Source organism: Streptomyces sp. NPDC001194 (genome assembly GCF_042896985.1).
In the GTDB taxonomy this organism is placed as follows: domain Bacteria; phylum Actinomycetota; class Actinomycetes; order Streptomycetales; family Streptomycetaceae; genus Streptomyces.
This window is the reverse complement of record NZ_JBIAXU010000014.1, coordinates 159,885-186,581: the sequence shown is the minus strand read 5'-3', so window position 1 is coordinate 186,581 and position 26,697 is coordinate 159,885. Positions and strand designations below refer to the sequence as shown.

The window sequence follows — 26,697 nt, the reverse complement described above, 5'->3', positions numbered from 1 at the left end:
CCATGGACACGCTGACCGGTCTGCTCGAAGGCCCCAAAGCCCGGGGCGCCTTCCTCCTCAAGGCCGTCTACAACCCGCCCTGGGCGGTGCGGATCGAGGACCGGGCCCCGCTCTCGGTGGCCACGATGGTGCACGGCTCGAGCTGGCTGCTCCCCGACGGCGGCGAACCCGTACGGATCGGCCCCGGGGACGTGGCGGTCGTACGGGGACCCGAGCCCTACACGATCGCCGACTCCCCGGACACGCCGGTGCAGATCACCGTCGATCCTGACCAGCGGTGCAGCACCTCGGACGGCGAGGACGTCACCGACAGCATGGCGCTGGGCGTGCGGACGTGGGGCGCGGAGCTCCAGGAGGCAGGGTCGGCGGTGATGCTGAGCGGCACGTACCAGGCGCCCAGCGAGATCGGCCGCCGGCTGCTGGCCGCGCTGCCCACGATCGTGGTCCGGCCCGCGGCGGCCGCGGACGCCACCCTGATCGGACTGCTCGCCTCCGAGATCTCCCGGGAGGAGCCGGGCCAGGAGCTCGTCCTGGACCGGCTGCTCGACCTGCTGCTGATCGGGGTGGTGCGGACATGGCTCGCGGATCCCGGCTCGGGGGCACCGGGCTGGTACCGGGCGCAGGGCGATCCGGTGGTCGGCCGGGCGCTGCGGCTGCTGCACGAGAACCCGGCCCACGGCTGGACGGTGGAGGAGCTCGCGCACAAGGCCGGGGTCTCGCGGGCCTCGCTCGCGCGGCGGTTCACGGAGCTGGTGGGGGATCCCCCGATGGCGTACCTGACGGGGTGGCGGCTGGCACTGGCGGCCGATCTGCTGCGGGAGCCGGACGCCACGGTGGCGACGGTGGCCCGGCGGGTCGGGTACGGGTCGGCGTTCGCGCTGTCGACGGCGTTCAAGCGGGTACGGGGAGTGAGCCCGCAGGAGTTCCGTACGGGGGCGGCGGCTGCGCCGACGGCCCGTACGGAGGCGGGCGGGCCGTCGCGCACGGTGGTCCTGCCGGACACGCCCTAGGTGTGTTGTCCGGACAGGTCCAGTACGCCCACGGTCTGGCCGCCGCTCGTCTCGCCGGTGAGCCGGAAGCCCAGGCCCAGGTAGAAGGGCTCGGGCGTGCCGGGGCCTTGCTCCCACGTGACGTACGCGCGGTCGGCGCCGCGGTCGCGGAGCTCGGAGGTGAGGGCCTGGACCGCGAAGCGGCCGTAGCCCTTGGCCTGGTGGGCGGCGGAGACGTTCAGCCGCCAGATGCCCGAGCGGATGTCGGCGGGGTCGCGCTCCGGGTTCCAGGCGATGTCGACGAAGCCCATGACGAAGCCGACCACCTCGTCGCCGTCGACGACGGCGCGCGGCCGGGCGGTGTCCCCGTGGACGTAGGCCTCGGCGAGGGACTTGACCACGGGGGAGACGAGATGGGCCTGGTCGGGCCGTACCCGGACCGCGCACACCGCGTCGAAATTGGCTGCGGTGACCGGCTCCAGGCGCAGTGCGGAGGTGCTCATGGCCGCACCCTAGCCGAGGCCGTGTCCTGCGCCGACTGCGGATGTTCCGAGACGGGATCCGATCCGTACCAGTGCCAGTGCCAGTACCAGTACCAGCAGAAGGGAGCTTCTCGTGCAGACGAACACCACCGGCGCCGGCGGCGGCAGCCGGATCGCGACAGTCCTGCTCATGGTCTCGACCGTCCTCGTGGGCCTGATGGCGGGCCTGTTCTTCGCGTTCGACGTCTCGGTGATGCCGGGGCTGGCGCGGGGCGACGAGCGGACGTACGTCACCGCGATGCAGAACATGAACGCCGTCATCGACGGGAACGGGCTGTTCGGCACCGTCTTCGTGGTGGCCCTGCTCGCCGCCGTCGCCTCGGCGGCCGTGGAACTGCGAAGGGGCCGGCGCGGGGTCGCGGTATGGGTGGGGGCGGCGGCCGTGCTCTACCTCGCCGTCCTGGTGATCACCTTCGCCGTGAACATCCCGCTGAACAACGAGCTCGCGGACGCGGGCGACGCGGCCCGGCTGACCGACTTCTCGATCGTGGACCGGTTCGAGGGGACCTGGGCAGCCACCAACATCGTGCGTACGGTGTGCAGTACGGCGGCTCTGGCCGCCCTCGTGCGGGCGCTCGTGCTGTACGGGCGGGCGACCGGCCCCCGGTAGGGCGCCGTCAGGGCCCCGTCACAGGCGGCCGCCGAGGACCAGGGCCCAGGCCAGGCAGCCGAGTGCGATCGTGCACAGCAGTGTCCGCCAGCGGTTGGCCGCCGCCCAGCGTGCCTCGAAGGCCCGCCGGACGGCGGCCGGGTCGGCGATGCGCTCGACGGGGCCGGCCCCGTCCAGGGCGTTGTTGAGCGGGATGTTGATCCGGCCCGTGACACCGAGCTGGAGGGCGTACGCGACGAGCGCGGCGATCAGCGGCGGCGCCACGGAGCCCGCGCCGGAGGCGAGGTGCAGCACCAGGGCGAGGGCCGTCAGGAGCAGGGAGCCGAGGAAGGCGGTCATGAACAGGCCGTTGACGATGGCGACGTTGACGCGCTGCATCACCTGGATGAGCGTCCGGTCGTCCGAGCGCCTCAGCGCCGGCATCACGGACACGTCGAAGGCGAAGAACAGGCCCGCCATGAGGCCCGTGGTGACGGTGGCGGCGATGAGTACGGCGAGTCTCGCGGTGTCCACGTCCGGTTCCCCCTGCTGATCGTCTGCTTGCGGTCATGTGCGGGTCGTCGAAGCTCGAGGCTGCCGATCCTAGGGCCCGCGAAAATTGCGCGTCCTGGACACACTCCGCTCGGAAACGACCGGTATTCGCGGACCTGCTGGCACCATGCAGGCACCTGCCGTCGTCTAAGCACCGCGCACTCCCTGGAGGACACACGTGAAGGACTCGAAGGACAGGCTGGAAGCACTGCGGGCGGAGATCGAGCGCCGCAACCCCGCCCAGCCGGAGTTCCACCAGGCGGTGCGGGAGGTCCTGGAGACCCTGGCACCCGTTTTCGCCGCCCGGCCCGAGTACGCGGATCCTGCGGTGGCGTTGGTCGAGCGGCTGACGGAGCCGGAGCGGCAGATCGTGTTCCGGGTGCCGTGGCAGGACGACCGCGGCCGGGTCCACGTCAACCGCGGCTACCGCGTCGAGTTCAACAGCGCGCTGGGCCCGTACAAGGGCGGCCTGCGCTTCCACCCCTCCGTGGACATCGGCGTGGTGAAGTTCCTGGGCTTCGAGCAGATCTTCAAGAACGCGCTGACCGGGCTGGGCATCGGCGGCGGCAAGGGCGGCAGCGACTTCGACCCGCGCGGCCGATCGGACGCCGAGGTCATGCGCTTCTGCCAGTCGTTCATGACCGAGCTGCACCGGCACATCGGCGAGCACACCGACGTGCCGGCGGGGGACATCGGCGTCGGCGGCCGTGAGATCGGCTACCTGTTCGGCCAGTACCGGCGCATCACCAACCGCTGGGAGGCCGGGGTCCTGACCGGCAAGGGAGCGGGCTGGGGCGGCTCCGCGATCCGGCCGCAGGCCACCGGCTACGGCAGCGTCCTGTTCGCCGCCGAGATGCTGAAGGTGCGGGGCGAGTCGCTGGACGGCCTGTCGGCGGTGGTCTCCGGCTCGGGCAACGTGGCGCTGTACACCATCGAGAAGCTCCAGCAGCTCGGCGCGAACCCGCTGACCTGCTCGGACTCGCACGGCTACGTCGTCGACGACAAGGGCATCGACCTCGCCCTGCTGAAGCAGGTCAAGGAGGTCGAGCGCGGCCGCGTGAGCGAGTACGCGGAGCGGCGCGGGGCCTCGGCGCGGTACGTGCCGGGCGGGCGCGTCTGGGAGGTCCCGGCGGACGTGGCCTTCCCCTCGGCCACGCAGAACGAGCTGGACGGCCAGGACGCCCGCACGCTCATCGCGAGCGGGGTCAAGGCGGTCTCCGAGGGCGCCAACATGCCGACCACCCCGCAGGCGGTACGGCTCCTGCAGGAGGCCGGGGTCGCCTTCGGGCCCGGCAAGGCCGCCAACGCGGGCGGAGTCGCCGTCAGCGCCCTGGAGATGAGCCAGAACGCCGCCCGCACCGCCTGGAGCGCGCAGCGCGTCGAGGAGGAGCTCGCGGGCATCATGCGCTCGATCCACGCGGTCGCGCACGAGACCGCCGAGCGGTACGGGACCCCGGGCGACTACGTGACGGGCGCCAACATCGCCGGCTTCGAGCGGGTCGCCGACGCGATGCTCGCCCAGGGCGTGATCTGAGCGCCGGACCCGAGCGGGGGCGGGAGGCCCGGGGCTTCGGCTCCGGACCCCGCTCCTCCAGCCCCGGTGGAGGTGGCGGGCCGTAGCCTGGGGCCGAGCTGCCGGAGTGAAACACCGAGGGGAACGTGACCGTGCTGACGGCGTTGGACGGGGTGTACGGGGATCGCAAGGACGCGGTCTCCGTCGCGGGGCGGACCGCCTCGTACGAGGAACTGCTGGGTGCGGCCCGGGCGGTGGCCGCCGACGTGGCCGGGGCGAAGTCCTTCGCGATGACCGCGACGGCCTCCCTGGAGACCGTCGCCGCCGCGGTCGGGGGGCTGCTGGCCGGGGTGCCGTTCGTACCTTTGCCGCCCGACGCGGGACCCGCCGAGCGCGAGCACGTCCTGCGGGACTCCGGGGCCGAGGTCGTGGAGGTGGACTTCGCCCGGCGCTCCGACTGGACCGGGCCCGCCGCCGCGCCCGCGGACCCGGCGCTGGTGCTGTACACCTCCGGGACCACGGGCCCGCCCAAGGGCGTGGTGCTGACCGGCGCGGCGCTCGCCGCCGACCTCGACGCGCTCGCCGGAGCCTGGCAGTGGAGCGCCGAGGACACCCTGGTGCACGGGCTGCCGCTGTTCCACGTGCACGGGCTCGTACTCGGCGTGCTCGGGGCCCTGCGCACCGGCAGCCGCCTCGTGCACACCGGGCGGCCGACGCCCGAGGCGTACGCGCGGGCGGGCGGGAGCCTGTACTTCGGTGTGCCGACCGTGTGGTCCCGCATCGCCGCGGCCCCCGAGGCCGCGGGCGCGCTGTCCGGGGCCCGGCTGCTGGTGTCGGGGAGCGCGGCGCTGCCCGCGCCCGTGTTCCGGGACCTGGAGCGGCTGACGGGGCTGCGGCCGGTGGAGCGGTACGGGATGACGGAGACGCTGATCACCGTGAGCGGGCGGGCGGGCGGCGAGGTGCGGCCCGGCACGGTCGGCACCCCGCTGCCGGGGATCCGTACCCGGATCGTGACCGAGCCGGGCGCCGAGATCGGCGAACTCCAGCTGACCGGGCCGACGTTGTTCGCCGGGTACCTGGGCCGGCCGGAGGCCACGGCGGCCGCGTACACCGAGGACGGGTGGTTCCGTACGGGCGACATCGCGGCCGTGGACGAGGTGGACGGGGTCCACCGGATCGTGGGGCGGGCCTCCATCGACATGATCAAGACGGGCGGGTACCGGGTCGGCGCCGGGGAGATCGAGAACGCCCTGCTGGACCATCCCGGGGTGAGCGAGGCGGCGGTGGTGGGAGTGCCGGACGCGGACCTGGGGCAGCGGGTCGTGGCGTTCGTGGTGGCGGCGGGGGTGACGGGGGCGGAGCTCACGGACTTCGTCGCCGCGCACCTGTCCGTGCACAAGCGGCCGCGGGAGGTGCGGTTCGTGGCGGCGATCCCGCGCAACGCGATGGGCAAGCCGCAGAAGAAGCTGCTGCTGACGGGGGAGTACGGCCCGCAGGCCGGCTGAGCCGGCGCGCGGCGCGGCCCCCTACACCGGTTGGTTGGCGGGCGAGGAGCCGTTCGCGGTGTCGTGGGTGGCGTCGTGGGTGGTGTCGGCCGCGGTGGCGGCGGCACGCAGCGCCGCCTCGACCCGGCGGTTGCCGGTCATGGTCGCGGTGACGGCGGTCATGGCGAGGAGGAGGCCCGCGGCGGTGTAGAGCGGGGTGCGCACGTCGTAGGCGGCGGCCAGCCAGCCGCCGAGGAAGGCGCCGAACGGGGCGGCGCACATGGCGAGCATGCGGGAGGTGGAGGCGACGCGGCCCATCAGATGGGCGGGGACGATCGCCTGCCGGAGGGAGGGCGCGAGCACCATCGTGGCGCCCATGCCCGCCCCGCAGACGGCGAGCGCGAGGCCGGCGGCGTACGGGTTCGGGGCGGCGGCGAGGCCCAGGACGGCGAGGCCCTCGACCGCGGCCGTGCAGGTCAGTGCGGTGCCGGTGCCGAGGCGCCGGCCGAGGAAGGAGGCGATGCCCGCGCCGAGCAGGCCGCCGGTGGCCTCCGCCGTGAGGAGCAGGCCGAAGCCGAAGGTGCCGATGCCGAGGCGGTCGTGCGCGAAGAGGGCGAGTACGGTCTCCACGGCGATGAAGGCGATGTTCCCGACCGCCGGACGCAGCGCGAGCCCGAGCAGCAGCCGGTTCCGGAAGACGTAGGCGGCGCCGGCCCGCGCCTGGCGCAGCAGCGACTCACGGGCCTGCGGTACGGGCCGGGGCGCCGCGGGCAGCGACCGTACGAGCACGGCGGAGAGGGCGAACGACACCGCGTCGGCGAGCAGCGGAACCGCCCGCCCGAGCGCGAGCAGCGCACTGCCCGCGGGGGGCCCGGCGAAGCCGGACGCGGCGGTCTGGGTGCCGCGCAGGCGGGAGTTGGCGCGCTCCAGGAGCGCGGGGTCGCGGCCGAGCAGATCCGGCAGATAGGCCGTGGCGGCCGTGTCGAAGAAGAGTCCGCCGAGGCCGAGCAGGAAGGCGACGGCCGCGAGCAGGGGAATGTTCAGTACGTCGAGCGCCGCCGCTGCCGCCGGTATCGCGAGCAGTACCGCCCGCGCCGCATCCGCGATCCACATCGTGCGCCGGCGGTCCCAGCGGTCCACCAGCGCACCGCCGAGCACCCCGAACAGCAGCCACGGCAGCGTTCCGGCGGCGGTGACGACGGCGAGCGCCATCGGATCCCGCGTCAGCGTCAGCGCGAGCAGCGGCAGTGCGGCATGCGTCACCCCGTCACCGAAGGAGGACACCGTCTGCGCGGTCCACAGGCGTCCGAACCCGGTCGGCAACTTCTTCATGTCTGCGGTCACTTGGCGTCCCCTTCGGTCTGTCGGCGCGGTGCGGGGTGGAACAGTGCGAAGACGAATGACGCGTCCGGCAGCGACGGGTCGGACAGCTTCCGGTACTCGGCGGCCAGTGCCTCCAGCCGCGTCCCCAGCTCCGCGAACTGCTCGTCGGTGAGCCGCAGGTGCGCCATCCCCACGTGCCGCTCGGCGTCCGCCGGCGCCGCCTCCAGGTCCGCCACCGCGTGCCGCATCAGCACGTCCGGCCCTCCCTCGCCCGGATCCGGCAGCACGATCGACCGTGCGGCCATCGCGTAGTACCGCTCGGTGACCCCCCGGACCTTCCGCGTCCGCACCACCTTCACCAGGCCGGCCCGTTCCAGCAGCCGTACGTGGTAGCTGGAACTCCCTTTCGCGAGGCCGACCCGTTCGGCGATCTGCGTGATCGTCGCGGGCTCGAAGCGGAGCACGGCCATGATCCGGTGACGCGTGAGATTGGAAACGGCGCGCAGCTGCTCGTCCGTGGTGACGTGAAACGTCTCGGGAAGATCGTCGGTTGGCATGTCCTCAATGGTCAACACTTCTTGACCATTGCGCAAGGGGTTTCGGCATTCGGAGTGCCGCCGGGTCGCATCTCGGCGTGGCGCCACGTGGCACGGCGTGGCGCCATTCGGTGCCATGCGGCGCCTTTGAAGGTGGGTGGGCATGTGTGGCGCCATCGCGATGGCAGTGAATTTTCCTGCGTTTTCGCAGGTGAAGGGGTGTTCGGCTCAGCCGGTGCCATGAGTGGCGCCATGGATGCTTGCGTATGGCGCCATTGTGGTGCCATCATTGAGCCATGGACCTCACGCCTTATGTCGACAACCTTCGCCGCGAGCTCGCGGTGGCCGCCGAAGCCGGTGGGGAAGACGCCCGGGAGCTGGCCGAGCGGCTCACGGCTCCTCTGGAGTCCGCGACCCGGCTGACCATGCTCAACGTGCTCTCCGCCGCGATGGACGAGATCACCCGCGAGCTGGCCCCCGGCTCGGTCGACGTACGGCTGCGCGGACTGGACCCCGACTTCGTCGTGACGCTGCCGCCCACCGGGGGCGGTGCCCCCGCGGAGCCGGACGCGTTCTTCGAGCCGCTGCCGGCCGCGGTCCCGGCCGACGGCGACGAGGGCGGCACCGCCCGCGTGAACCTGCGCCTGCCGGCCCACCTCAAGGCGCGCGCCGAGGAGGCCGCGAACCGCGAGGGCCTGTCGGTCAACGCCTGGCTGGTACGGGCCGTGTCGGCCGCGGTCGACGGCGGGGCCCGGCCGCGGCCGCGGCCGGCGGAGAAGACCCAGAGCGTCGGACAGAGCATCACCGGCTGGGTGCGCTAGGGGGTGTCGTCAAAGTCCCTTCTGGCCGGCGGGGTCTGGCACGCGCGCTCGCCGCGTTGTCGTCGGTCGACGACGCGAGCGTCGCCTCCCTCCTCCGCCTTGCGATCACACGCACCAGACCCCGCCGGCCCCGCCCTCGCGGGCGGACGAAGCTACTTCGACGACACCCCCTAGCCCTCGGGTCCCAGGCCCCAGGCCCCGGAACCCAGCCCTCAGCCCTCAAGCCTCAGAGCGCAACACACCACCACTTCACCCACAGACCCAAGAGGACGGGACAGCCATGCCTTCTTTCGACACCCCCGAACCGATCTCGGCCACGGCGCGCGTGGAGGCCGGTTCCATCCAGTTCGTCGCCGGTGACCGCACCGACACCGTCGTCGAGGTGAACCCCCGCGACCCCAAGAAGGACCTGGACGTGCGGACGGCCGAACAGACCGAGGTCGCGTACTCGGGCGGCGTACTGACCGTCAGGACGCCCAAGTCCAACATGTTCGGCCGCACCGGCGTCGTCGACGTGACCGTCGAACTGCCCACCGGCTCGCGCATCGACACGACCGGCTCCTGGACCCAGGTGCTCGGCGAGGGCCGGCTCGGCGAGGTCCGTGTGAAGACCTCCTCCGGCGACGTCCGCCTCGACACCACCGGGCCGCTGTACCTGAAGGCCTCGCACGGGTCCATCACCGTCGACCGGGTCGAGGGCACGGCCGAGATCACCACCAGCTCAGGCAGCCTGCGCGTCGGCTTCGTCGACGGGTCCGCCGTCCTGAAGAACTCGCACGGCACCACCACGGTCGGCGCCGCCAACGGCGAGCTGCGCGTGAGCGGCGCCAACGGCGACATCGAGATCCGGCGCGCCGAGGACTCGGTCACCGCGACCACCGCCCACGGCACCCTGCGCGTCGGGGAAGTGGTGCGCGGCACCATCCAGCTGGAGACCTCGTACGGAGCCATCGAGGTCGGCGTCCGCGAGGGCACGGCCGCCTGGCTCGACGTCAGCTCGGCCTCCGGCCAGGTGCGCAACGCGCTCACCCCGTCCGAGACCCCGGGAGGGACCGAGGAGACCGTCCAGGTCCGCGCCCGCACCCGGCACGGCAACATCGACGTCCGCCGCGCCAAGGCCTGAGCCACCACCCCTCGAACGACGCCGTCTTCCGACCACTTCAGCCTTCGAACGGAGGGCCCCATGCCTTCTTCTGTCATGCCCACGCCAAGGCGGGCGGACGGTCACACGTCGCCCGTCGCCGTCTCCACCACCGCTCTGCGCAAGTCGTACGGTGACAAGACCGTCCTCGACGGCGTCGACCTGCACATCCCGGCCGGATCCGTGTTCGCACTGCTCGGCCCCAACGGCGCCGGCAAGACCACCGTCGTGAAGATCCTGTCCACGCTCATCAGCGCCGACGGCGGTCAGGCCCGGGTCGCGGGTCACGACATCGCGGCCTCGCCGGAAGGGGTGCGCGCCGCGATCGGCGTCACCGGGCAGTTCTCCGCCGTCGACGGGCTCATCACCGGCGAGGAGAACATGCTCCTCATGGCGGACCTGCACCACCTCTCCCGCAGCGAGGGGCGGCGCGTCGCCGCGGAGCTGCTGGAGCGCTTCGACCTGGTGGAGGCGGCCGGGAAGCCGGCCTCCACGTACTCCGGCGGCATGAAGCGCCGACTCGACATCGCCATGACGCTGGTCGGCAAACCGCGGATCATCTTCCTGGACGAGCCGACCACGGGTCTCGACCCGCGCAGCCGCCACAACATGTGGCAGATCATCCGCGAGCTGGTCACGGACGGCGTCACCGTCTTCCTCACCACGCAGTACCTGGAGGAGGCGGACCAGCTCGCCGACCGCATCGCCGTGCTGAACAACGGCCGGATCGCGGCCGAGGGCACCGCCGAGGAGCTGAAGCGGCTGATCCCCGGCGGACACGTCCGCCTGCGCTTCTCGGACCCGGCCGCGTACCGGAACGCCACCCTCGCGCTCGGCGGGGTCACCCGGGACGACGAGGCGCTGTCGCTCCAGATCCCCAGCGACGGCAGCCAGCGCGAGCTGCGCTCCCTCCTCGACCGGCTGGACTCGGCCGGCATCGAGGCGGACGAGCTGACCGTGCACACCCCCGACCTCGACGACGTGTTCTTCGCCCTGACCGGCGGCAGCGACACCGACCAGCCCAAGGAGACCGCCCGATGAGCACGCTCGCCCACGCCGTCCGGGACTCGTCCACGATGCTGCGCCGCAACCTCCTGCACGCGCGCCGCTACCCGTCGATGACCCTCAACCTGCTGCTGACCCCGATCATGCTGCTGCTGCTCTTCGTCTACGTCTTCGGCGACGTGATGAGCGCGGGCATGGGCGGCGGCGCCGACCGCTCCGCCTACATCGCCTACCTCGTGCCGGGCCTCCTGCTGATGACCGTCGGCTCCACCACGATCGGCACCGCGGTGTCCGTCTCCAACGACATGACCGAGGGCATCATCGCCCGCTTCCGCACGATGGCGATCCACCGGGGCTCGGTGCTCGTCGGGCACGTCGTCGGCAGCGTGCTGCAGTCGGTCGCCAGCGTGGCCCTCGTGGGGGCCGTGGGCGTGGCCATCGGCTTCCGCTCCGTGGACGCGACCGCCCTGGAATGGCTCGCGGCGTTCGGACTGCTCGCCCTGTTCGCCCTGGCGCTCACCTGGATCGCGGTCGGAATGGGCATGGTCAGCCCGAACGCCGAGGCGGCCAGCAACAACGCGATGCCGCTGATCTTCCTCCCGCTCATCTCCAGCGCCTTCGTCCCGGTCGACGCGATGCCCGGCTGGTTCCGGCCGATCGCCGAGTACCAGCCGTTCACGCCCGCCATCGAGACGCTGCGCGGGCTGCTGCTCGGCACCGAGATCGGCATCAACGGGTGGCTCGCGGTCGGCTGGTGCCTCGTGCTCTGCGTGCTCGGCTACTTCTGGTCGAAGTCGGTCTTCGACCGCGACCCGAAGTAGCCGGTACGACGGCCCGGACCGGGGCGGCGCACTCCGACACCACGTCGGCGTACGCCGCCCCTTCGCGTCGTTTCAGTCGCTGCTCGCTTCCCGCCGGAGCCGGACTCCAGAACCGCTCAAGAAGGCCCGGAGCGCGCGGGGCGGGGGGCAGCGACTGAAGAAGAGCGACTGAGCGACTCTTGGGTCGCTCTTAGAGCGGAGGAGAAAGTGCAGGTCAGAGGGTATGGCCAGGGGAGACAGCGACTGAAGCGACTCAAGGTCCGGGTATATGGAGACATTGGCGTGCGCGTGTGTGTGCGCGTGTGCGCGTCATATATGGGGGACTTGAGTCGCTTCAGTCGCTGTTTCGTCTTGCGCAAGGCTGTGACCTGGTGTTCTGTGAGCGACTCGACGAGCGACCGAGCGGGGCTGAGTCGCTGTGCGTTCAGTCGCTCGGTCGCTGGGGCATCCCCGGGGCCCTTCGAGAAGGCGTACACCTGTTCTGGCTCATATGCCCCTCGCCTCCCGGCGGTTTCGCTAATCTGTTGTTGGGCGTTGAGTCGCTTCAGTCGCTTATGGGGGAAGTGAATGGCAGCTGACCTGCGGGTTTCGCGCAGCGACCGAAGGCAGTTCACGAGAGCTGCAGCGGTCGTGTCGCAGCCTCTGACGACTGCCACGTGGTGCGCGCGCCAGGGGTGGCCGGTTCACCCCCTTGCGCCGGGCCGCAAGACGCCCGTGGGCAACTGCGACGCCTGCCGGGCCACGGGCCACGACCGCGGTGCCTGCGACTGCCTGCGGGCGGGCCGCTGGTGTCACGGGTTCCATGCCGCCACGCTCGACTGCGAGCGGATCCGCCAGTGGTGGGGCGCGCGCCCGGATCTCGGGGTCGGTGTCGCCACCGGTCCGGCGGGCCTCGTGGTCATCGACATCGACGCGCACGGGGCGGAACTCCCCGGCCGCGAACGGCTGCTGCCGGGAATCCCGATCGCCGGCACCGTCGACCTGACCGGGCTGGCCAACGGCTTCCACACCCTGGGCGTGCTGGCCGCGCTGCGCGGTGCCACGAGCCCGGCGGACGACGAGACGACCCTGCGCGTACGGACCCCCTCCGGGGGCCTGCACGTCTGGTACCGCAACGACGGCGGTCGCCCGTGGCAGTGTTCCGCCGGCTCGGGCAGCGGCCGGGCGCTGGCCTGGCAGGTCGACGTACGGGCGCACGGCGGGTACATCGTGGCCCCCGGGACGGTGACCCCCTCCGGCGTCTACCGGCCCCTGGGGTCCGTACGCATCCCCGCGCCCCTCCCCGGCTGGCTGGCCGGGGAGCTGGAGCGCACCGGGCACCTGCCCGCCGAGGCCCTTCCCGGGCCCCGGCCCGTACCGCCCCGCGCCCGGCAGGCCGTCATCGCGGCGGGCGGGGGACGGGCGGTGTCGGACCGGGTCCTGGCGGGAGTGCTGGCCGATGTCGCCGACTGCGCCGCGATGGCCGAAGGGGCCGCGTTCTCCGAGAAGCTGAACCGCGCCGCCTACACGGCCGGAGGACTCGTCGCCGCGGGACACGTCAGCGAGGCCGAGGCGCTGCGGGCCCTGGAGGAAGCGGCCGGAGCCGCCCGCCCCGGGCAGGAGCGCCGCTGCCGCGCCATCATCCGCGGCGGACTGAGTGCGGGCCTGGCGCGCCCGCTCGCCCTCAGAGGACGCGTGTGAGGCCGGAGAACGACAGCATGCTGGCCGGTTTCGACGTACAGCCCGGTTTCGACGTACAGGCCGTCGCGGCCCAGATACTCGCGCAGCCCGTACCGGCGCCCCGCGGGCCCCAGGAGCCGCCGGTCCCCGCAGGATCCCCGGCCGGCCGGGAGGCGGCCGACCGCGACCCGGGACGGACGACGCCCGGGACCACGGAGCCTTCGGCGGTGGAGGGCAGCGAGGCGACGGCCGACGGACTGCTGCCCGACACCCTCACCGACCGCGGCAACGCCAAGCTGTTCGTGAAGCTCTACCGCAACGACTACCGGCACGTTCCCGGCATCGGCTGGTTCCGCTGGGACGGCACGCGCTGGCAGATCGACGAGGACGACACCGTCATGTGGTCCGCGGGCGACCTCGCGGAGTCCATCGCCACCACCGACCCGCGGGGCGTCTACACCCCGGTCGCACTCCAGCAGCACCGACGCCGCACGCTCAGCACCAGCGGGATGAACGCCATGCTCACCCAGGCGAAGTCCGCCCCGGGCATGGTGCTCAACGCGGCGCGCCTGGACGCCGATCCGTACGCGCTGTGCACGCCCGCCGGAGTCGTGGACCTGCGGACCGGGCACATCCGGCCCGCAGAGCCCACGAAGGACTTCCACTCCCGCTCCACCTCGGCGGCGCCGCAGCAGATGCCCACGCCGCGCTGGAACCGCTTCCTGACCGACACCTTCGGCGAGGGGCCGGAGGGCGCGGAGATGATCGACTTCCTCCAGCTGCTGCTCGGGTACTCCGTCACCGGGGACGTGGGCGCCCAGGTCATGCCGTTCCTGTTCGGTTCCGGCAAGAACGGCAAGTCCGTACTGCTGGACGTCCTGATGAAGCTGCTCGGGGACTACGCGGACGCCGCGCCCCCCGGATTCCTGATGTCGCGCCCGTACGAGGGGCACCCGACCGACCTCGCCGAACTGCACGGCCGCCGGGTGATCGTGTGCAGCGAGGTCAAACCGGGCGACCGCTTCGACGAGGCCCGCGTCAAACTGCTCACCGGCGGCGACCGCATCAAGGCGCGCCGGATGCGCCAGGACTTCTTCAGCTTCGAGCCGACGCACAAGATGTGGCTGCTGGGCAACCACCGGCCCGAGGTCGGCACCGGCGGTTTCGCGTTCTGGCGGCGCATGCGGATGATCCCGTTCGAGCGGGTCGTCTCCGACGACCGCAAGATCGACAACCTGGCGGACGTACTCGTCACCCAGGAGGGTCCGGGCATCCTCAACTGGCTCATCGACGGCGCCCGCCGCTACCTCGGCGGCGACCGGGACCTCACGGGTCCGGAGCGGGTCCGGATCGCGACGACGGCGTACGCGGAGACCGAGGACCACACCGGGCGCTTCATCGGCGAGACCTGCCGGCTGGAGCCCGATCTGAGGGCGGAACAAGCGCAGCTCTACGCGGCGTACAGGGGCTGGTGCCAGCATGAGGGCGCTCCGGCGATCTCTTCCCGGGCCTTCGCGGCGCGCGTGCGCGAGTCGGTGGGGCTGGCCTCGCCGAAGGAAATGATCCTGTCCAACCAGCGCAAGTACTACCCGGGCATCGGCCTGCTCGCGGACGAGGAGACAGCATGAGCGCCCTCATCGCAGAAGACGAGATCGTCCACGAGGTGGACTTCGTCTGGCTCGAGGACATCAGCCGCCTCGACTATGTCCGCCAGAGCCTGGACCGGCTGCCGACGCGGCGCGGGCGGCCCGCGTACCACCGCGACGGGCGGATGGTCGGGTACGCGCTGCTGGGGCCGAAGGCGAAGCCCTCGCGCTCCTCCGGCACCTTCCGGCGCCGGGTGTTCTGGCTGCTGCCGCACGACCGGGACACCGCCCCGGAGGGGCTGTACGCGACGGGGGCGCCGGCCGAGGCCGTGGACGCCCGGACGCTGGCGCCGGGCATCAAGGGGCGCAAGACGGAGCGTTCGGAGGGCGGGCCGATGTCCTCGGCGGTGCGCGGGCTGCTTCCGTAGCCCGCGGGCCTGTCCGCGAAGTTCCGCCTGCCCCGGCGGGCGCACGGCGCTGCTTTGCGGACACCTCCCGGCGGCGGTCTCGGAGGATCTCCGGGTCTCCATACGGGCGAGGACGTGCGACGGCTCTCTCGGTGAGCAGCCCGGTCCCCCCATCCCGAAACAGGACCTTCCCGCAGTCCTCGCGAACGCCGAGAACTGGGAGTACCCGCGATCCGGCAGGTGGCTGGGGTGCCTCGCCCTGACCCTCACCGAAGCGGGCCAGATGATCCACCGCTGACAGCGGTCTCCACGGCACCCCGGGTGGCGGCGGTGACTTCCTCGGCGGTGACTTCCTCGGGGGAGGCGGCCTCGACGCCGAGGCGGTCGGTCGGGTGGCCCGGCCCTCGATGGGGACCCGGCCGGGCCGCGACCGGAGCGAACGCCGCGTCCGCGCCCGTCGCTTGAGCGGGTAGCCCGGCCCGACGGTCCGCACCCGGTGATCATCAGCCCTTGGAAAAGAAACAGGCCATCCCGTATATTTCCGCGCCTGGCCTGAGGGCGCGTCAACGGGGGAGGGGACTGCTGTGCACGGGGAACGCGGGATGCGGGCACGGGTGGCGGTGGTGGGCGGAGGGCCCGTCGGGATGCTCGTGGCGGCCGAGCTGGCCGGGTACGGGGTCGACACGGTGCTCCTCGAGTCCCGGGCCACCGTGTCCGACCGGCCCAAGGCGACCACGCTGCACGCCCGGGCCGTGCAGTGCCTGGCCCGGCGCGGCCATCTGCCGGCGCCGACCGCCCCGTACGCCGGTGCCCGGGGCCCCCGGACCGGGAGCCCCTTCCACTTCGCCGGGCTGCCCGGACTGTTCATCACCGCGCCCGAGACCGAGCCCGAGCCCATCCTCAAGCGCCCCCAGGCGCAGCTGGAGCGGCAGTTCGAGGAGCGGGCCCGGGAGGCGGGTGCGCGGATCCTGCGCGAGCACCGGGTGACCGGGATGGTCCAGGACGCGGACGGGGTCCGGATCACGGCCGAGGGGCCGCGCGGGCCGGCCGCGTACGACGTGGAGTACGTGGTGGGGGCGGACGGTGCGCGCAGTACGGTCCGCGACCGGGCGGGCATCGGCTCCGACACCCATCCGGCCACCACCTCCGCACTGATGGGCGCCGTCACGCTCGCGGATCCGGACGCGCTGCCCCAGGGCTGGCACCGGACCCCGCGCGGCTGGATCGTGTCCAAGCGCGACGCCGAGGGCAGGACGCACATCCGGACGCTCAACTGCACCGGGGCGCACGCCGACCGGCACCTGCCGCCCACCCTGGAGGAGCTGCGCCGGGAGGTGTCCTGGATCGCGGGCCGCGAGATCGCGCTGGAGGAGCCGCAGTGGCTCGGCCGGTTCAGCGACTTCTCCCGGCTGGCGCGGACCTTCCGCGAGGGGCGGGTCTTCCTGGTGGGGGACGCGGCGCACGTGCACTTCCCGATCGGGGGGCAGGGCCTGAGCACCGGGGTGCTCGACGCCCTCAACCTGGCCTGGAAGCTGGCGCTCGCGGTGCGCGGCGAGGCGGGTCCGGACCTGCTCGGCACGTATGACGCGGAGCGCAGGCCGGTCGCCCGGCGGGTCATCGAGAACACCCGGGCCCAGCTCGCGCTGATGCGGCCGGGGCCCGAGCTCGACGCCCTGCGCGGGGTGTTCTCGGGGCTGCTGGCGGAGGAGGGTGCCCAGGGGCACCTCGGCGGGCTCATCAGCGCGCAGGACACGGTGCTTCCGGCGGTGCCGCCGGCGTGTCCCGGGAGTTCCGGCCTGCCCGCAGGAACGTTTCTTCACAATGCGGCACTGACCACCTCGACCGGCGAGACGGACGTCATCCGGCTACTGCGGGGCGGCCGGCCGCTGCTGCTGCTCCTCGGCGAGAAGGGCGCCGGCCACCGCGAGGACGCGCGGGGCTGGGAGGGGGTCCTGCGCGTGGTGCGCGCCCGGCCCACGCCCGACGTGCCGTACGAGGCCCTGCTGGTGCGCCCCGACGGCTACATCGCGTGGGCGCCGGGCGGCGCGGACCTGGCCGCCACGCTGTCGGCGTACTTCGCCGGGGGCGCCCGTACGGGATGCCGGTGAGGAGCGGGGTCCCTCCACGTCACCCGGATCGGTACGGGCACGGGCCGGTCGGTGCCCCGGCCCGTGCCCGTATCCGTACCGATCCCGGACCGGCTCAGCCGGCCGCCGCCTCCAGTGCGTCTGCGGCCCTGCGAGCTTCCCCGTAGACCGCCGCGCCGCGGGACTCGGTGAGGTCGAGCGAGGCGAGCACGGAGGGCATCACGACGCTGGGCAGCAAGTGGCGCATCAGGGCGGAGACCCGGGCGACCAGGTCGCGGTAGTCGCAGATGGCCTGGGACATGGACTGGATGCCCGCGAAAGCGCCCACGATGACGTCGGCGGTCTCGGGCACCACGACGTGGGGCAGCAGCTCGCCCTGGGCCTGTGCCCGGTCGAGGAGCGTGGTGCCGACCTCCGCCCAGCGCAGGAAGGGGCCGCTGCGGTCGAGGCCCTGGGCCAGCTGGTCCATGGACAGCCGTACGCCGGCGCGCACCATGGGGTCGGTCTGCAGGCGGTGGGCGTGCAGCATGACCACGTCCACGATCTCCTGCACCTTGGAGGCGCGATCGGGAACCATGAGGTGCTGGTCCTGCTCGGCCAGCACCCCCTGGGCCAGGTCCTCCTTGGACTGGAAGTGGAAGTACAGCGCTCCCTTGGTCACCCCGGCCTCGCCGAGGATCTGGGAGATGGTGGCTGCTTGGTAGCCGTGTTCCTCGAAGATCTTGGCCGCCGCAGAAAGGATCGTCTGCCGTGTGCGGATAGCGCGGACTTGCTCAGCCACTGTGCCTCCTCACCTCCTTGGGGTGTCATCCATCGATCGCGGTCCGTAAAAAAACCGCCCAGTTCGTATATTACAGCGGGCAACCACATTCGGCTCATGGCGGCCGAAGATGAAGTCAAGTCGGGGGAAAAGCGCATGATTTTGGTCACCGGGGCCACGGGGACGATAGGGAACACCGTGATCCGTCACCTTCCCGAGGGTCTGGCGGTCCGCGTCATGGCCCGGGAACCCGCGCGCGTCACGGGTGCGCCCGCCACGGCGGAGATCGTCCGGGGGGACTACGGTGATCCGCCGTCGCTCGCCCGCGCGCTCGACGGCGTGCGGACCGCGCTGCTGGTGACCAGCCGGGTGGGGGACGACGACGAGCGCTTCGTACGGGCGGCGCGGTCGGCCGGAGTGCGGCACGTGGTGAAGCTGTCCGCCGCGGCCGTCGAGGACGCGGGGGCGCAGGACCTGATCACGCGGTGGCAGCGGGCGAACGAGAACCTGCTGCGCGGCTCCGGGATGCGGTGGACGCTGCTGCGTCCGCGCGCGTTCATGTCCAACACGCTGTCCTGGGCGCCCTCCATCCGGTCGGACGACATGGTGCGGGCCCTGTACGGGGTGTCGGCCAACGCCTGTGTCGATCCCCGCGACGTCGCGCAGGTCGCCGTTCGCGCGCTCACCGAGGAGGGGCACGCGGGCCGGTCCTACACCCTGACCGGGCCGGAGGCGATCAGCGCGGCCGAGCAGACGGCGCACCTCTCCGAGCTGCTGGGCCGCCCGCTGCGGTTCGAGGAACTGCCCCTCGAACGGGCGCGCGCTGCGATGTTCCGGCGCCATCCGAGCGAGCTCGCCGAGGCGCTGCTGGACGGTGCCGAGCGGCAGCGCGCGGGGGCGAAGGCCGCCGTGGACGCGACGCTCCCCGCGCTGCTGGCCCGGCCCGCCGGCTCCTTCCGCCGGTGGGCGAGCGATCACCTGAGCGCCTTCGCCGCCCCGTGACGATGTGCGGCCGCCCTCGCGGCCGCGAGGGCGGCCGGCCGTGAGCGGTCGCTCAGCGGCCGTGCTCCCCTGCGGTAACGGCTCCTTTGAACACCACCGCTCCATCCTGGTGCGCGGTGACCAGCACGGTCTCTTCTCCGTCCGGACCCCGCCCGGGGACGAGGTCCGCCGTGATCATGCACGGGGAGTCCAGTTCGGCGTACCGCTTGAACTCGGCGTTGATGCTCAGCGGGAGGTACGAGGACCGCCCCAGCACGGAGGCCGTGGCCTGCCGTGCCGCTTCGAGCAGCACCATGCCCGGTACGTGGTCCACCGCGTGCTCGAAGAGGATGGGGTGGCGCGTGTCCACCCGGAGCTGCCAGCGGGTGGGCTCGCCGGTCGGGGAGAGGACCACGTCCATGGGCGACATGCGTCCGACGCTCTGGGGTGCGGCCGGGCTGATGAGCGGAAGCTGGTACCAGTCGCCGCCGAGGGTGTGGCCGCCGCGTACGCGCTGGTACACCCCCGGTGCCATGCAGGAGAGGGAACCGCCCCCGGTCGCGACGACGTGCCCCTCGCGGCGCAGCACCGCCTCGAAGCGCAGGCCCGACAGGTTCCCGCCGCGCCGCTTGACCTCGGTGCAGACGACCTCGATGTCGAGGGCCGCAGGGGCCCAGCCCACCCGCAAGTGCTGCGGGCGCACGGATATGCCGATGTCCCAGACGATGAACTGGTGCCCGAGCGGGACGCCGAACTCCGCGTGCCCGAGGAGCAGGCCGATCTGGCGGATCGTTTCGCAGCCGATGAGCGGATCGTGGTAGTCGTCCGCCACGGGGGTGAAGAAGCTGTGCCCCCGGGGCCATTGCGCGGTCAGCACGAAGCGCGTCTCGTCCACCCGCTGCCAGTCGGTCAGGACCACCTCGGCGACGGCGGCTCGATGCACTAATTCCTTGGGGACGGTCGTGGTCCAGGTGCTGGGGCGGGAGAAGCCGGGGCCGCTGGTGGCGGGCCGGTCTTCTCGTCTTTCCATCTCGGGTCCGAACGCAGTGCGTTCGACTTGAAACGTGCTCGCAGACATTGCTCCCCCTGGGCTCCGCTGGCGAGAACGGCGTGTGCGTCTCTGGCTGGAAAAGATACATACCAACCGGTTTAATTTCTAGCTCATGTGGCTGTCCGCCAGGAAAATTAGCGGAGGCATTTATTCCGATTCGCGCGTTCGTGCTGACGGGCGGGGTTTCCGGGCCTGCGGGGCGTGGGACCCGTCGCAGGCCGGACCCGGGCGGATCGAGTGAAGCACGAACCGTTCTCGAGCGAGTGGACAGAAGGTGTCCGCGAACATCCTGCCGGATCCGGCCGTGATCTCCACCTGCTGTGACGGGATAGGTACACAGCTCTACCAATAGAAACCGCACAGACGGTTTGTTATAGTCCTTCTGGATCGGGACCACACCGTGGGAGGGGTCGGCACGGGCGGTGTGCGTTGCCCGAAAACGCCGAGCCCGCCTCCTCTCGCGAGGCTCCGAGGTCACCCCCCGGCCTGCCCCTTGGCAAGCACGGCAACCCCATCCCGCAGTGACGGAGCAGTCGATGGTCAAACAGGAACGTGCGGCGCGTACGCGCGAGGCTCTGATCCGGGCGGCGGCCGAGGTATTCGACCGGGAGGGCTTCTCGACGGCGTCCCTCACGACGATCAGTTCCCTGGCCGGGGTGAGCAACGGAGCGCTGCACTTCCACTTCCCCAGCAAGGCCGCGCTGGCGAACGCCGTCGAGGAGGCGGCGTTCGCCCGGCTGAGGGTGCTCACCGGTGACGTTCCACCGGCCGGCGCGAGCCGGGTGCGGCTCCTCGTGGACGTGACGCACGCACTCGCCGGCGCGCTCCGTACGGATCCGGTGCTGCGGGCCGGTTTCGCGCTGAGCGGCGAACCGTCCCGGCTGGGCCCGGGCGACCTGCGCGAGGGCTGGCGCTGCTGGGTCGAGGAGACCCTGAAGCGGGCCGAGGCGGAAGGCGAGTTGCGTCCCGAGGCGGAGGCCGCAGACGTGGTGACGGCCGTGGTGGCGGCGACCGTGGGCTTCGAGGTGCTCGGTGTACGGGACGGGGCGTGGCTGTCGGCGGCGACGGTGACCCGCTTCTGGCGGCTGCTGCTGCCGACCCTCGTGCCGGCGGAGCGGCTCGCCGGTTTCGTGGCCGTCGGAACCCATTCCCCGTAGGGGCCGCACGGAGGTGGTGCCCCGGTCTCCGTGCGCGAGTTGCGCCGGGGCCGGGGCGCTTGCATGTCCAACCTCCCTGCGCCGTGCACGCGTTCACCTCGTGTGTCTCTCCTGCATGCGGGAGACTCGGCGGTTTGTTTTGCCAAATCTAGACCTCTCCTGGAGGGGGTGTGGACTGGTGAAGTCGCGCCCTGGCCCCGAGGGCGCGAGGTAAATCCGCAGGTCAGAGGCGTGTGTTGAGGAGTCCTGGATGGGCTGGAGATTGAAACGGCGCGGTCGGTTTTGTATTGACAAACCGCCGGTCCTGTTTTTTACTGGCGAAGGCTCATCCACGGACAGGGGAGTACGGCGTGGACATCGAAGTACTGGGAACACTGGCGGTGCGCGAACGCGGAGTCTCCGTTACGCCCACCGCTCCCAAGCCGCGACAGGTGCTGGCACTGCTGGCGCTCCATGCCGACCAGGTCGTACCGGTGTCGGCTCTGATCGAGGAACTGTGGCAGGGGGCTCCGCCGCGGAGTGCGCGGACCACACTGCAGACGTACGTCCTGCAGCTGCGGGCGCTCATCGCGACCGCGCTGGAACAGGGCGAGGCCGACGGAGACGGCGAAGCCGCCCCCGCGGGCCGGCGCACCGCCAAGGACGTGCTCGTCACGCTGCCCGGCGGCTACCTGCTCAACAGCGGTGGCGGCACCAGCGACGTCCGCGAGTTCGACCGGCTCGCCGGCATGGGCTACCGGGCGATGGACGCGGGCGACTTCCCGGGCGCGGCCCGGCTGCTGCGCGAGGCGCTGTCGCTGTGGTCAGGACCGGCGTTCGCCGACGTGCAGGGCGGCATCCAGCTGGACATGGAGACGCGGCGGCTGGAGGAGACCCGGCTCTGTGCGCTCGACCAGCGCATCGAGGCCGATCTGCGGATCGGGCGGCACCGCGAGCTGCTGGCCGAACTCACCGTGCTGGCCAGCCGCTACCGCACCCACGAGAACCTGCACGGCCAGTTCATGCTGGCCCTGCACCGCTCCGGACGGCGCGGCGAGGCCCTCGACGTCTACCAGCGGCTGCGCGCCACGCTCGTACGCGAGCTGGGGCTCGAGCCCTCGGCCGCACTGCGCCGGCTGCAGCGCTCGATCCTCATGGCCAACCCGGAAGCTCCCGCGGTGGCGGAGAACAACAGCGAGCGACTCGTACGCGTGGGCTGAGATGACAGCCGCACGCGACACCGACACCCGTACCCACACCCGTACCGATACCGACACCGGGAACGCGGCCGGGTCCGGGGCCCGGGGCCGCAAGCGCTCCCGGACCACGGCCCGCGGAGGCGGCGCGGTGCAGGAGAGGTCGGAGCGGACCCGCAGGAAGCTCGTGCACGCGGGCGCCGAGATGTTCCACCGCAGCGGCTACGCGAACGCGACGCTCCTGGAGATCGCCGTGTTCGCCGGAGTGACCAAAGGGGCGCTGTACTTCCACTTCGCCTCCAAGGAGGAACTGGCGGAAGCGGTCCAGCTGCGCGGCTGCGAGCTGCTGCGCGATGCGGTCCGCGAACTGCGCGCATCCGGCGGCTCACCGCTCCAGACCCTGGTCGACACGACGAACTGGCTCGCACTCAGCCTGCGCGAGGAACCGGCGGTCCCGGCCAGCTTCCGCATCACCAAAGAGTGCGCGGGACTGCCCGCGCTCTCCACCGACTTCCACCGGATCTGGCTCGCTGAGGTCTGCGGGCTGCTGCGCGAGGCCCGGGACGCGGGTGAACTGCGCGCCGGGGGCTCCTGGGAGGGCGTCGAGTCCCTGGTCGCCGCGGCGGCCTGCGGCATCGAGACGCTGGCGGCCACGGGAATGCCGTACGCCGAGCTGCAGCGCCGGGTGTCGGGACTGTGGTCGCTCCTGCTGCCGATCCTGGTGCCGGAGGGCGCGGAACGGCACTTCCGTGTCGGGAGGCCGGAACCCGACACGGCGCCGCGGCGGGTGGGGGACGTACGGGGCGACGTCCTGGACGAGAGCGGGCACTGCCCTTCCCGTCCGGTGTTCTCCGGGAGCAGCGCGTGACCGTGTGCCACCCGACGGCTTGGAGGAGCCTGCGATGACGATGGAACATCCCGACGACGTACTGACCGACCTCATCGGAGTGCTCGGCGACGTCCTGCGGGTCAAGCCGGAGAAGATCGACCCCGAGCAGACCTTCCAGTCCATGGGGCTCGACTCCCTGCTGGTCGTGGAGTTCGTGGCCGTCGTCAACACCCGGTACGGGCTGCGCGTGCGCGCGTCCGACCTCTACGACTTCCCGACCCCGGTGTCGTTCGCGCGCGAGGTCGCGCGGGCGGCGAGCGGCGCGGCCGCGGCGCCGGTTCCCCCGGTGCCCGCTGCCGTCGCGGCGGGGGCACCGGCCGTGGCCGCGGAGTACGAGGCGCCGGCCGCCTTCGCCTTCCCCGCCGCCGCACCCGCCGCCGCACCCGCACCCGCACCCGCCGCCTCCGCACTCGCCGAGCGGCAGGCGCCGGCGGCCGCCGCGGCGACCCGCATCGCGGAGGTGCTGCGCGAACAGCTCGCGGGGATCCTGTGCTGCGACCCCTGGGACATCCACAACACGGCCGCGTTCAACGTGCTCGGCGTGGACTCCATGGTGGGCGCCGAGTTCATCGCGGTCGTCAACCGCAGCTTCGGCCTGCAGGAGCGGTCCGTCCTGCTGTACGAGCACCCGAACCTGGCCGCCATGGCCGCCTACATCGCGACCCGTACGGGTGCGGCGGCACAGGCGGTCCAGGCCGCGCAGGCCCGCACCCCGGCCCCGCGGACGCCGGAGCCGGCGCTCCGCCCGGCGGTCGCGGCCGCGGCCGTGGCCGCGGGTGTCGCGGGCGCCGCTGCCGCCGCCGCCACCACTTCTCCGGCGACCGCCGTGCGGCGCCTTCCCGGCGGGGACCTCGACGTCCTGCTGGACGCGATCCGTGACGACCGGCTCACCGTGGACGAGGCCCTCGTACTGCTCGGCCGCCGCGGCTGAAGCCGAACTGCCGGATACCCCCAGAAGGAGCACGTCCAGATGGACGAGAAGGAAGTCCTGACCCGGTTCAAGAACGGCCATCTGGACCGGGCCCAGGTCGCCGCGCTGCTGACCGGCGCCGGCGCCGGGACGGGACCCGTCGTCCTCGCACTGCCGGACCTCCGGCCGGAGCCCTCCGCCACGGCCGAGCCGCAGGCTCCCGGGCGGCGGCCGGACACCGAGGGGGTCTCCGGGCGGGACGGGCAACCGGTGGCCGAGCCCGTCGCCGTCGTCGGGATGGCCGGGCGGTATCCGGGGGCGCCCGACCTGGCCGCGTTCTGGCGGCGGGCGCGCGGCGGGTACGACAGCGCCTCGACCCCGCCGGCCGGTCGGCCCGGGGACGAGCTCGGTCACTACCTGGAGCGCGTGCAGGACTTCGACCCGGAGTTCTTCGGGATCGACGCGCACGAAGCCGCCCTGATGGACCCCCAGGAGCGGCTGTTCCTGGAGACCGCGTGGGAGGCCCTCGAGGACGCCGGCTGCACCGGCGGCCGGCTCGACGCCCTGACCGCCGCCGACGGGACCCCGCGCAGCGTCGGGGTGTTCACCGGCGCCGGGCCCGGTGACTACGCGCTGCTCGCCGCCCGGACATGGCGGCGCGAGCGGTCCCGGCCGATGCCGCGGGGCGGCCAGTGGAGCCTGCCCAACCGGCTCTCCGCCCTGCTCGGTCTGACCGGCCCCAGCCAGGCGGTGGACACCGCGGAGTCCTCGGTGCTCGTGGCCCTCCACCTCGCCGTCGCCGCCCTGCGCGGCGGCGAGTGCGCCGCCGCGCTCGTCGGCGGCGCACGGCTGCTGCTGCACCCCTCCAGCCGGCACCCCGGCGCGGGCGAGGGCGTGGGCGCGCTGCTGCTCAAGCCGCTGGCGCGGGCGCTGGCCGACGGGGACGCCGTCCACTGCCTGGTTCGCGGCACCGCCGTCGGCCACACCGCACCCGACCCCACGGCAGCCGGCCCGGGCCGCGCGTCCCGGGCCGCGGGTGCCCGTACGGGCTCTTCGGCCGGGCACCCGCAGGCTTCGGCCGGGCGGGTGCTGCGGGAGGCGTTGCGGATCGCGGGTGTGGGCGGGGTGGACGGCGTCGTCCGCGAGGACGCCGCGGCCGTGCGGGATCTCGTGGGGGATGCGGGGGCTGCCACCGGGGCCGCGGTGCTGACGCGGGCCGTGCTGCAGCTGGGGCACCGGGTCCTCGTGCCCGGCGCCGGGCGCGCGGAGGCGCAGCCCTGGGAGAGCGAGGGGCGCGGGCCGCGGCGGATCTGCGTCGGGGTGCGGGGCGCGGGGGGTGTGGACGCGGAGGTGGTGCTGGAAGAGCACCTGCCGGCCGCCGCCGCGCCGCGCGCGGTCCCGGACCACGATGGCGCGGGTCCCGAGCTCTTCCTGCTGTCCGCCCCGACCCCCGCCCATCTCGCGGCCACCGCACGGCGGTTCGCCGAGATGCTGGACGGGCCCGGGCCGGTGCCGCCGCTCGGCCGCCTCGCCCGCGCCCTGCGGACCGGCCGGGCCGCCATGGACTGCCGTTTCGCGGCCGTCGTCGGGGACACCGGAGACCTGCTGCGGGTCCTGGAGGAGTTCGTACGGGGCGGGGCGCCCTGCGCCGATCTGCGGGGCGGCGGGGCCGACCCGCTGGGGCTGGGCGCCGTACCGGAGACGGACGGGTACCTGGCGGCGCTCTGGCGGGCCGGGCACGTGCACCAGCTGCGGGGGCTGTGGCTGTCCGGGCTGGACGTCGACTGGGCCGCACTGGAGCCGTCGGCCGGGCCCGAGGAGCCGTTGCCGCTGCCCCCGTCCGCGTTCCTGCGCGTTCCGCTGTGGCTGGGTGGCGAGGAGGGCCCGGCATGACGACGCCGCCGATCGACCCCGCGGGGCCGGGGGAGCACGAGCCGGCCCCGGTGAACCTGTGGTTCTGCCCCAACGAGGACCTGGCGCCGGGCATCGCCGCGACGCTGGCCTCGTACTGGCTGGACGAGAACGAGCAGGAGGTGGCGGGCCGGTTCCTGTTCGAACGCGACCGACGGCAGTACCTCGTCGCGCACGCCCTGGTGCGGCGGGTGCTCGCGCTGGAGACCGGTATTCCGGAGGCCGAGGCGATCATCTGGCGGTCCTCGCGCGGGCGGCCGTTCCTGCAGACGCCGGCCGGGGGGCTGCCGCGGGGGGCCGACGCGCTGGACTTCAACCTCTCGCACGCCAACGCGTACAACCTGCTGGGGGTTTCCCGGGGGCTGCGGATCGGCGTGGACGTGGAGCGGCTGGACCGGGGCGAGCGCGGACTGGACAGCATCATCGCGACGTTCTCCGGTGAGGAGCAGGACTGGATCGCCAGTGCCGCGCCCGGGCGGCCGCGGGACCGGCGTGCGCTGAGGCTGTGGACGCTGAAGGAGGCGTACTCGAAGGCGCGGGGGCTGGGGCTGGGGCTGCCGTTCGACTCGTTCGCGTTCGCCCTGGCCGAGGACCGGGGAGTGCTGTCGTTCCGGCCTCCGGCCGATGACTCGGCGGGGCGGTGGCGGTTCCTGGAGGTGGAGCCGGTACCGGAGGTACTGGCGGCGGTGGCGGTCGAGGTCGACGACGAGCGCGTCCCGGCCGTCCACCTCCACCACGGCTTCCCCTGGGGCCGCGCAGCCCCCCGCCGCCTGGTCCTGCCCGCCCCCGCCGGCGTCTGAGGCCCCGT

At 72.9% G+C, this 26,697-nt stretch carries 25 protein-coding genes; 19 read left to right on the top strand and 6 right to left on the bottom strand.

Annotated elements, in window-relative coordinates:
• The first annotated feature begins 2 nt into the window (after positions 1 to 2).
• On the top strand, positions 3 to 1,010 hold the full coding sequence (locus ACFY1T_RS25375; RefSeq protein ID WP_390790206.1) for an AraC family transcriptional regulator: 1,008 nt from the start codon (positions 3 to 5) through the stop codon (positions 1,008 to 1,010).
• Here the strand turns inward: ACFY1T_RS25375 and ACFY1T_RS25370 are convergent.
• A complete protein-coding gene (locus ACFY1T_RS25370; RefSeq protein WP_390790205.1) occupies positions 1,007 to 1,492 on the bottom strand; it encodes a GNAT family N-acetyltransferase in 486 nt (161 codons plus the stop codon). The genes ACFY1T_RS25375 and ACFY1T_RS25370 overlap by 4 nt on opposite strands.
• Before the next feature lie 112 nt (positions 1,493 to 1,604).
• Between ACFY1T_RS25370 and ACFY1T_RS25365 the strand changes: the two genes are divergently transcribed.
• Entirely contained in the window at positions 1,605 to 2,141 is a 537-nt protein-coding gene (locus ACFY1T_RS25365) for a DUF1772 domain-containing protein (RefSeq protein WP_390790204.1), read from the top strand.
• An 18-nt stretch (positions 2,142 to 2,159) separates the two neighbouring features.
• On the opposite strand, the gene ACFY1T_RS25360 is transcribed toward ACFY1T_RS25365, so the two are convergent.
• Positions 2,160 to 2,654, bottom strand: coding sequence for a DUF1772 domain-containing protein (locus ACFY1T_RS25360; protein WP_390790203.1), 495 nt, complete (start codon positions 2,652 to 2,654; stop codon positions 2,160 to 2,162).
• A gap of 196 nt (positions 2,655 to 2,850) precedes the next feature.
• On the opposite strand from ACFY1T_RS25360, the gene gdhA reads away from it, so the two are divergent.
• Both gdhA and ACFY1T_RS25350 read left to right on the top strand, forming a co-directional pair.
• Positions 2,851 to 4,206 (top strand): NADP-specific glutamate dehydrogenase, encoded by a 1,356-nt coding sequence (gene gdhA, locus ACFY1T_RS25355; protein ID WP_390790202.1) that lies wholly within the window; start codon positions 2,851 to 2,853, stop codon positions 4,204 to 4,206.
• A 131-nt stretch (positions 4,207 to 4,337) separates the two neighbouring features.
• Positions 4,338 to 5,690, top strand: a complete 1,353-nt coding sequence (locus ACFY1T_RS25350; RefSeq protein WP_390790236.1) for an AMP-binding protein — start codon at positions 4,338 to 4,340, stop codon at positions 5,688 to 5,690.
• Positions 5,691 to 5,711: 21 nt separating this feature from the next.
• Here ACFY1T_RS25350 and ACFY1T_RS25345 read toward each other — a convergent pair whose 3' ends face one another.
• Together ACFY1T_RS25345 and ACFY1T_RS25340 are read right to left on the bottom strand one after the other, a co-directional pair.
• Positions 5,712 to 6,992 (bottom strand): MFS transporter, encoded by a 1,281-nt coding sequence (locus tag ACFY1T_RS25345; RefSeq protein WP_390790235.1) that lies wholly within the window; start codon positions 6,990 to 6,992, stop codon positions 5,712 to 5,714.
• A 17-nt stretch (positions 6,993 to 7,009) separates the two neighbouring features.
• Positions 7,010 to 7,549 (bottom strand): ArsR/SmtB family transcription factor, encoded by a 540-nt coding sequence (locus tag ACFY1T_RS25340; protein ID WP_390790201.1) that lies wholly within the window; start codon positions 7,547 to 7,549, stop codon positions 7,010 to 7,012.
• 275 nt (positions 7,550 to 7,824) lie between these two features.
• Between ACFY1T_RS25340 and ACFY1T_RS25335 the strand changes: the two genes are divergently transcribed.
• From ACFY1T_RS25335 to ACFY1T_RS25300, 8 genes are all read left to right on the top strand, one after another.
• Positions 7,825 to 8,349 carry a hypothetical protein gene (locus tag ACFY1T_RS25335; protein WP_390790200.1) on the top strand — a complete coding sequence of 175 codons (525 nt, stop codon included), beginning with the start codon at positions 7,825 to 7,827 and terminating at the stop codon, positions 8,347 to 8,349.
• Positions 8,350 to 8,629: 280 nt separating this feature from the next.
• Positions 8,630 to 9,472: a DUF4097 domain-containing protein gene (locus tag ACFY1T_RS25330; protein WP_390790199.1), complete on the top strand. Its 843-nt coding sequence runs from the start codon at positions 8,630 to 8,632 to the stop codon at positions 9,470 to 9,472.
• A gap of 60 nt (positions 9,473 to 9,532) precedes the next feature.
• Entirely contained in the window at positions 9,533 to 10,531 is a 999-nt protein-coding gene (locus tag ACFY1T_RS25325; protein ID WP_390790198.1) for an ATP-binding cassette domain-containing protein, read from the top strand.
• A complete protein-coding gene (locus ACFY1T_RS25320) occupies positions 10,528 to 11,316 on the top strand; it encodes an ABC transporter permease (RefSeq protein ID WP_390790197.1) in 789 nt (262 codons plus the stop codon). The genes ACFY1T_RS25325 and ACFY1T_RS25320 overlap by 4 nt, the downstream gene beginning before the upstream one ends.
• A 567-nt stretch (positions 11,317 to 11,883) precedes the next feature.
• Entirely contained in the window at positions 11,884 to 12,996 is a 1,113-nt protein-coding gene (locus tag ACFY1T_RS25315; protein ID WP_390790196.1) for a bifunctional DNA primase/polymerase, read from the top strand.
• Between the two features lie 17 nt (positions 12,997 to 13,013).
• Positions 13,014 to 14,603, top strand: a complete 1,590-nt coding sequence (locus tag ACFY1T_RS25310; protein WP_390790234.1) for a phage/plasmid primase, P4 family — start codon at positions 13,014 to 13,016, stop codon at positions 14,601 to 14,603.
• Positions 14,600 to 14,989 carry a DUF6009 family protein gene (locus ACFY1T_RS25305; RefSeq protein ID WP_390790195.1) on the top strand — a complete coding sequence of 130 codons (390 nt, stop codon included), beginning with the start codon at positions 14,600 to 14,602 and terminating at the stop codon, positions 14,987 to 14,989. Before ACFY1T_RS25310 ends, ACFY1T_RS25305 begins: the two co-directional genes overlap by 4 nt.
• 581 nt (positions 14,990 to 15,570) lie before the next feature.
• Positions 15,571 to 17,076: an FAD-dependent monooxygenase gene (locus ACFY1T_RS25300; protein ID WP_390790194.1), complete on the top strand. Its 1,506-nt coding sequence runs from the start codon at positions 15,571 to 15,573 to the stop codon at positions 17,074 to 17,076.
• Between the two features lie 94 nt (positions 17,077 to 17,170).
• Here ACFY1T_RS25300 and ACFY1T_RS25295 read toward each other — a convergent pair whose 3' ends face one another.
• Positions 17,171 to 17,836, bottom strand: a complete 666-nt coding sequence (locus ACFY1T_RS25295) for a ScbR family autoregulator-binding transcription factor (RefSeq protein ID WP_390790193.1) — start codon at positions 17,834 to 17,836, stop codon at positions 17,171 to 17,173.
• Positions 17,837 to 17,971: 135 nt separating this feature from the next.
• On the opposite strand from ACFY1T_RS25295, the gene ACFY1T_RS25290 reads away from it, so the two are divergent.
• On the top strand, positions 17,972 to 18,817 hold the full coding sequence (locus ACFY1T_RS25290; RefSeq protein ID WP_390790192.1) for an SDR family oxidoreductase: 846 nt from the start codon (positions 17,972 to 17,974) through the stop codon (positions 18,815 to 18,817).
• 52 nt (positions 18,818 to 18,869) lie between these two features.
• Here the strand turns inward: ACFY1T_RS25290 and ACFY1T_RS25285 are convergent, their stop codons facing one another.
• Positions 18,870 to 19,826, bottom strand: coding sequence for a ScbA/BarX family gamma-butyrolactone biosynthesis protein (locus ACFY1T_RS25285; protein ID WP_390790191.1), 957 nt, complete (start codon positions 19,824 to 19,826; stop codon positions 18,870 to 18,872).
• Between the two features lie 557 nt (positions 19,827 to 20,383).
• Between ACFY1T_RS25285 and ACFY1T_RS25280 the strand changes: the two genes are divergently transcribed.
• From ACFY1T_RS25280 to ACFY1T_RS25255, 6 genes are all read left to right on the top strand, one after another.
• Positions 20,384 to 21,004 (top strand): ScbR family autoregulator-binding transcription factor, encoded by a 621-nt coding sequence (locus tag ACFY1T_RS25280; protein ID WP_390790190.1) that lies wholly within the window; start codon positions 20,384 to 20,386, stop codon positions 21,002 to 21,004.
• Positions 21,005 to 21,354: 350 nt separating this feature from the next.
• The gene (locus ACFY1T_RS25275) at positions 21,355 to 22,203 is read left to right on the top strand and encodes a BTAD domain-containing putative transcriptional regulator (RefSeq protein ID WP_390790189.1); all 849 of its coding nucleotides are present in this window, start codon (positions 21,355 to 21,357) and stop codon (positions 22,201 to 22,203) included.
• 1 nt (position 22,204) lies between these two features.
• Entirely contained in the window at positions 22,205 to 23,047 is an 843-nt protein-coding gene (locus tag ACFY1T_RS25270; protein WP_390790188.1) for a ScbR family autoregulator-binding transcription factor, read from the top strand.
• A 34-nt stretch (positions 23,048 to 23,081) separates the two neighbouring features.
• Complete coding sequence (locus ACFY1T_RS25265) at positions 23,082 to 23,999, top strand: phosphopantetheine-binding protein (protein ID WP_390790187.1); 918 nt, start codon at positions 23,082 to 23,084, stop codon at positions 23,997 to 23,999.
• A gap of 39 nt (positions 24,000 to 24,038) precedes the next feature.
• Positions 24,039 to 25,871, top strand: coding sequence for a polyketide synthase (locus tag ACFY1T_RS25260; protein ID WP_390790186.1), 1,833 nt, complete (start codon positions 24,039 to 24,041; stop codon positions 25,869 to 25,871).
• Positions 25,868 to 26,689, top strand: a complete 822-nt coding sequence (locus ACFY1T_RS25255; RefSeq protein WP_390790185.1) for a 4'-phosphopantetheinyl transferase family protein — start codon at positions 25,868 to 25,870, stop codon at positions 26,687 to 26,689. The genes ACFY1T_RS25260 and ACFY1T_RS25255 overlap by 4 nt, the downstream gene beginning before the upstream one ends.
• Positions 26,690 to 26,697 lie beyond the last annotated feature (8 nt).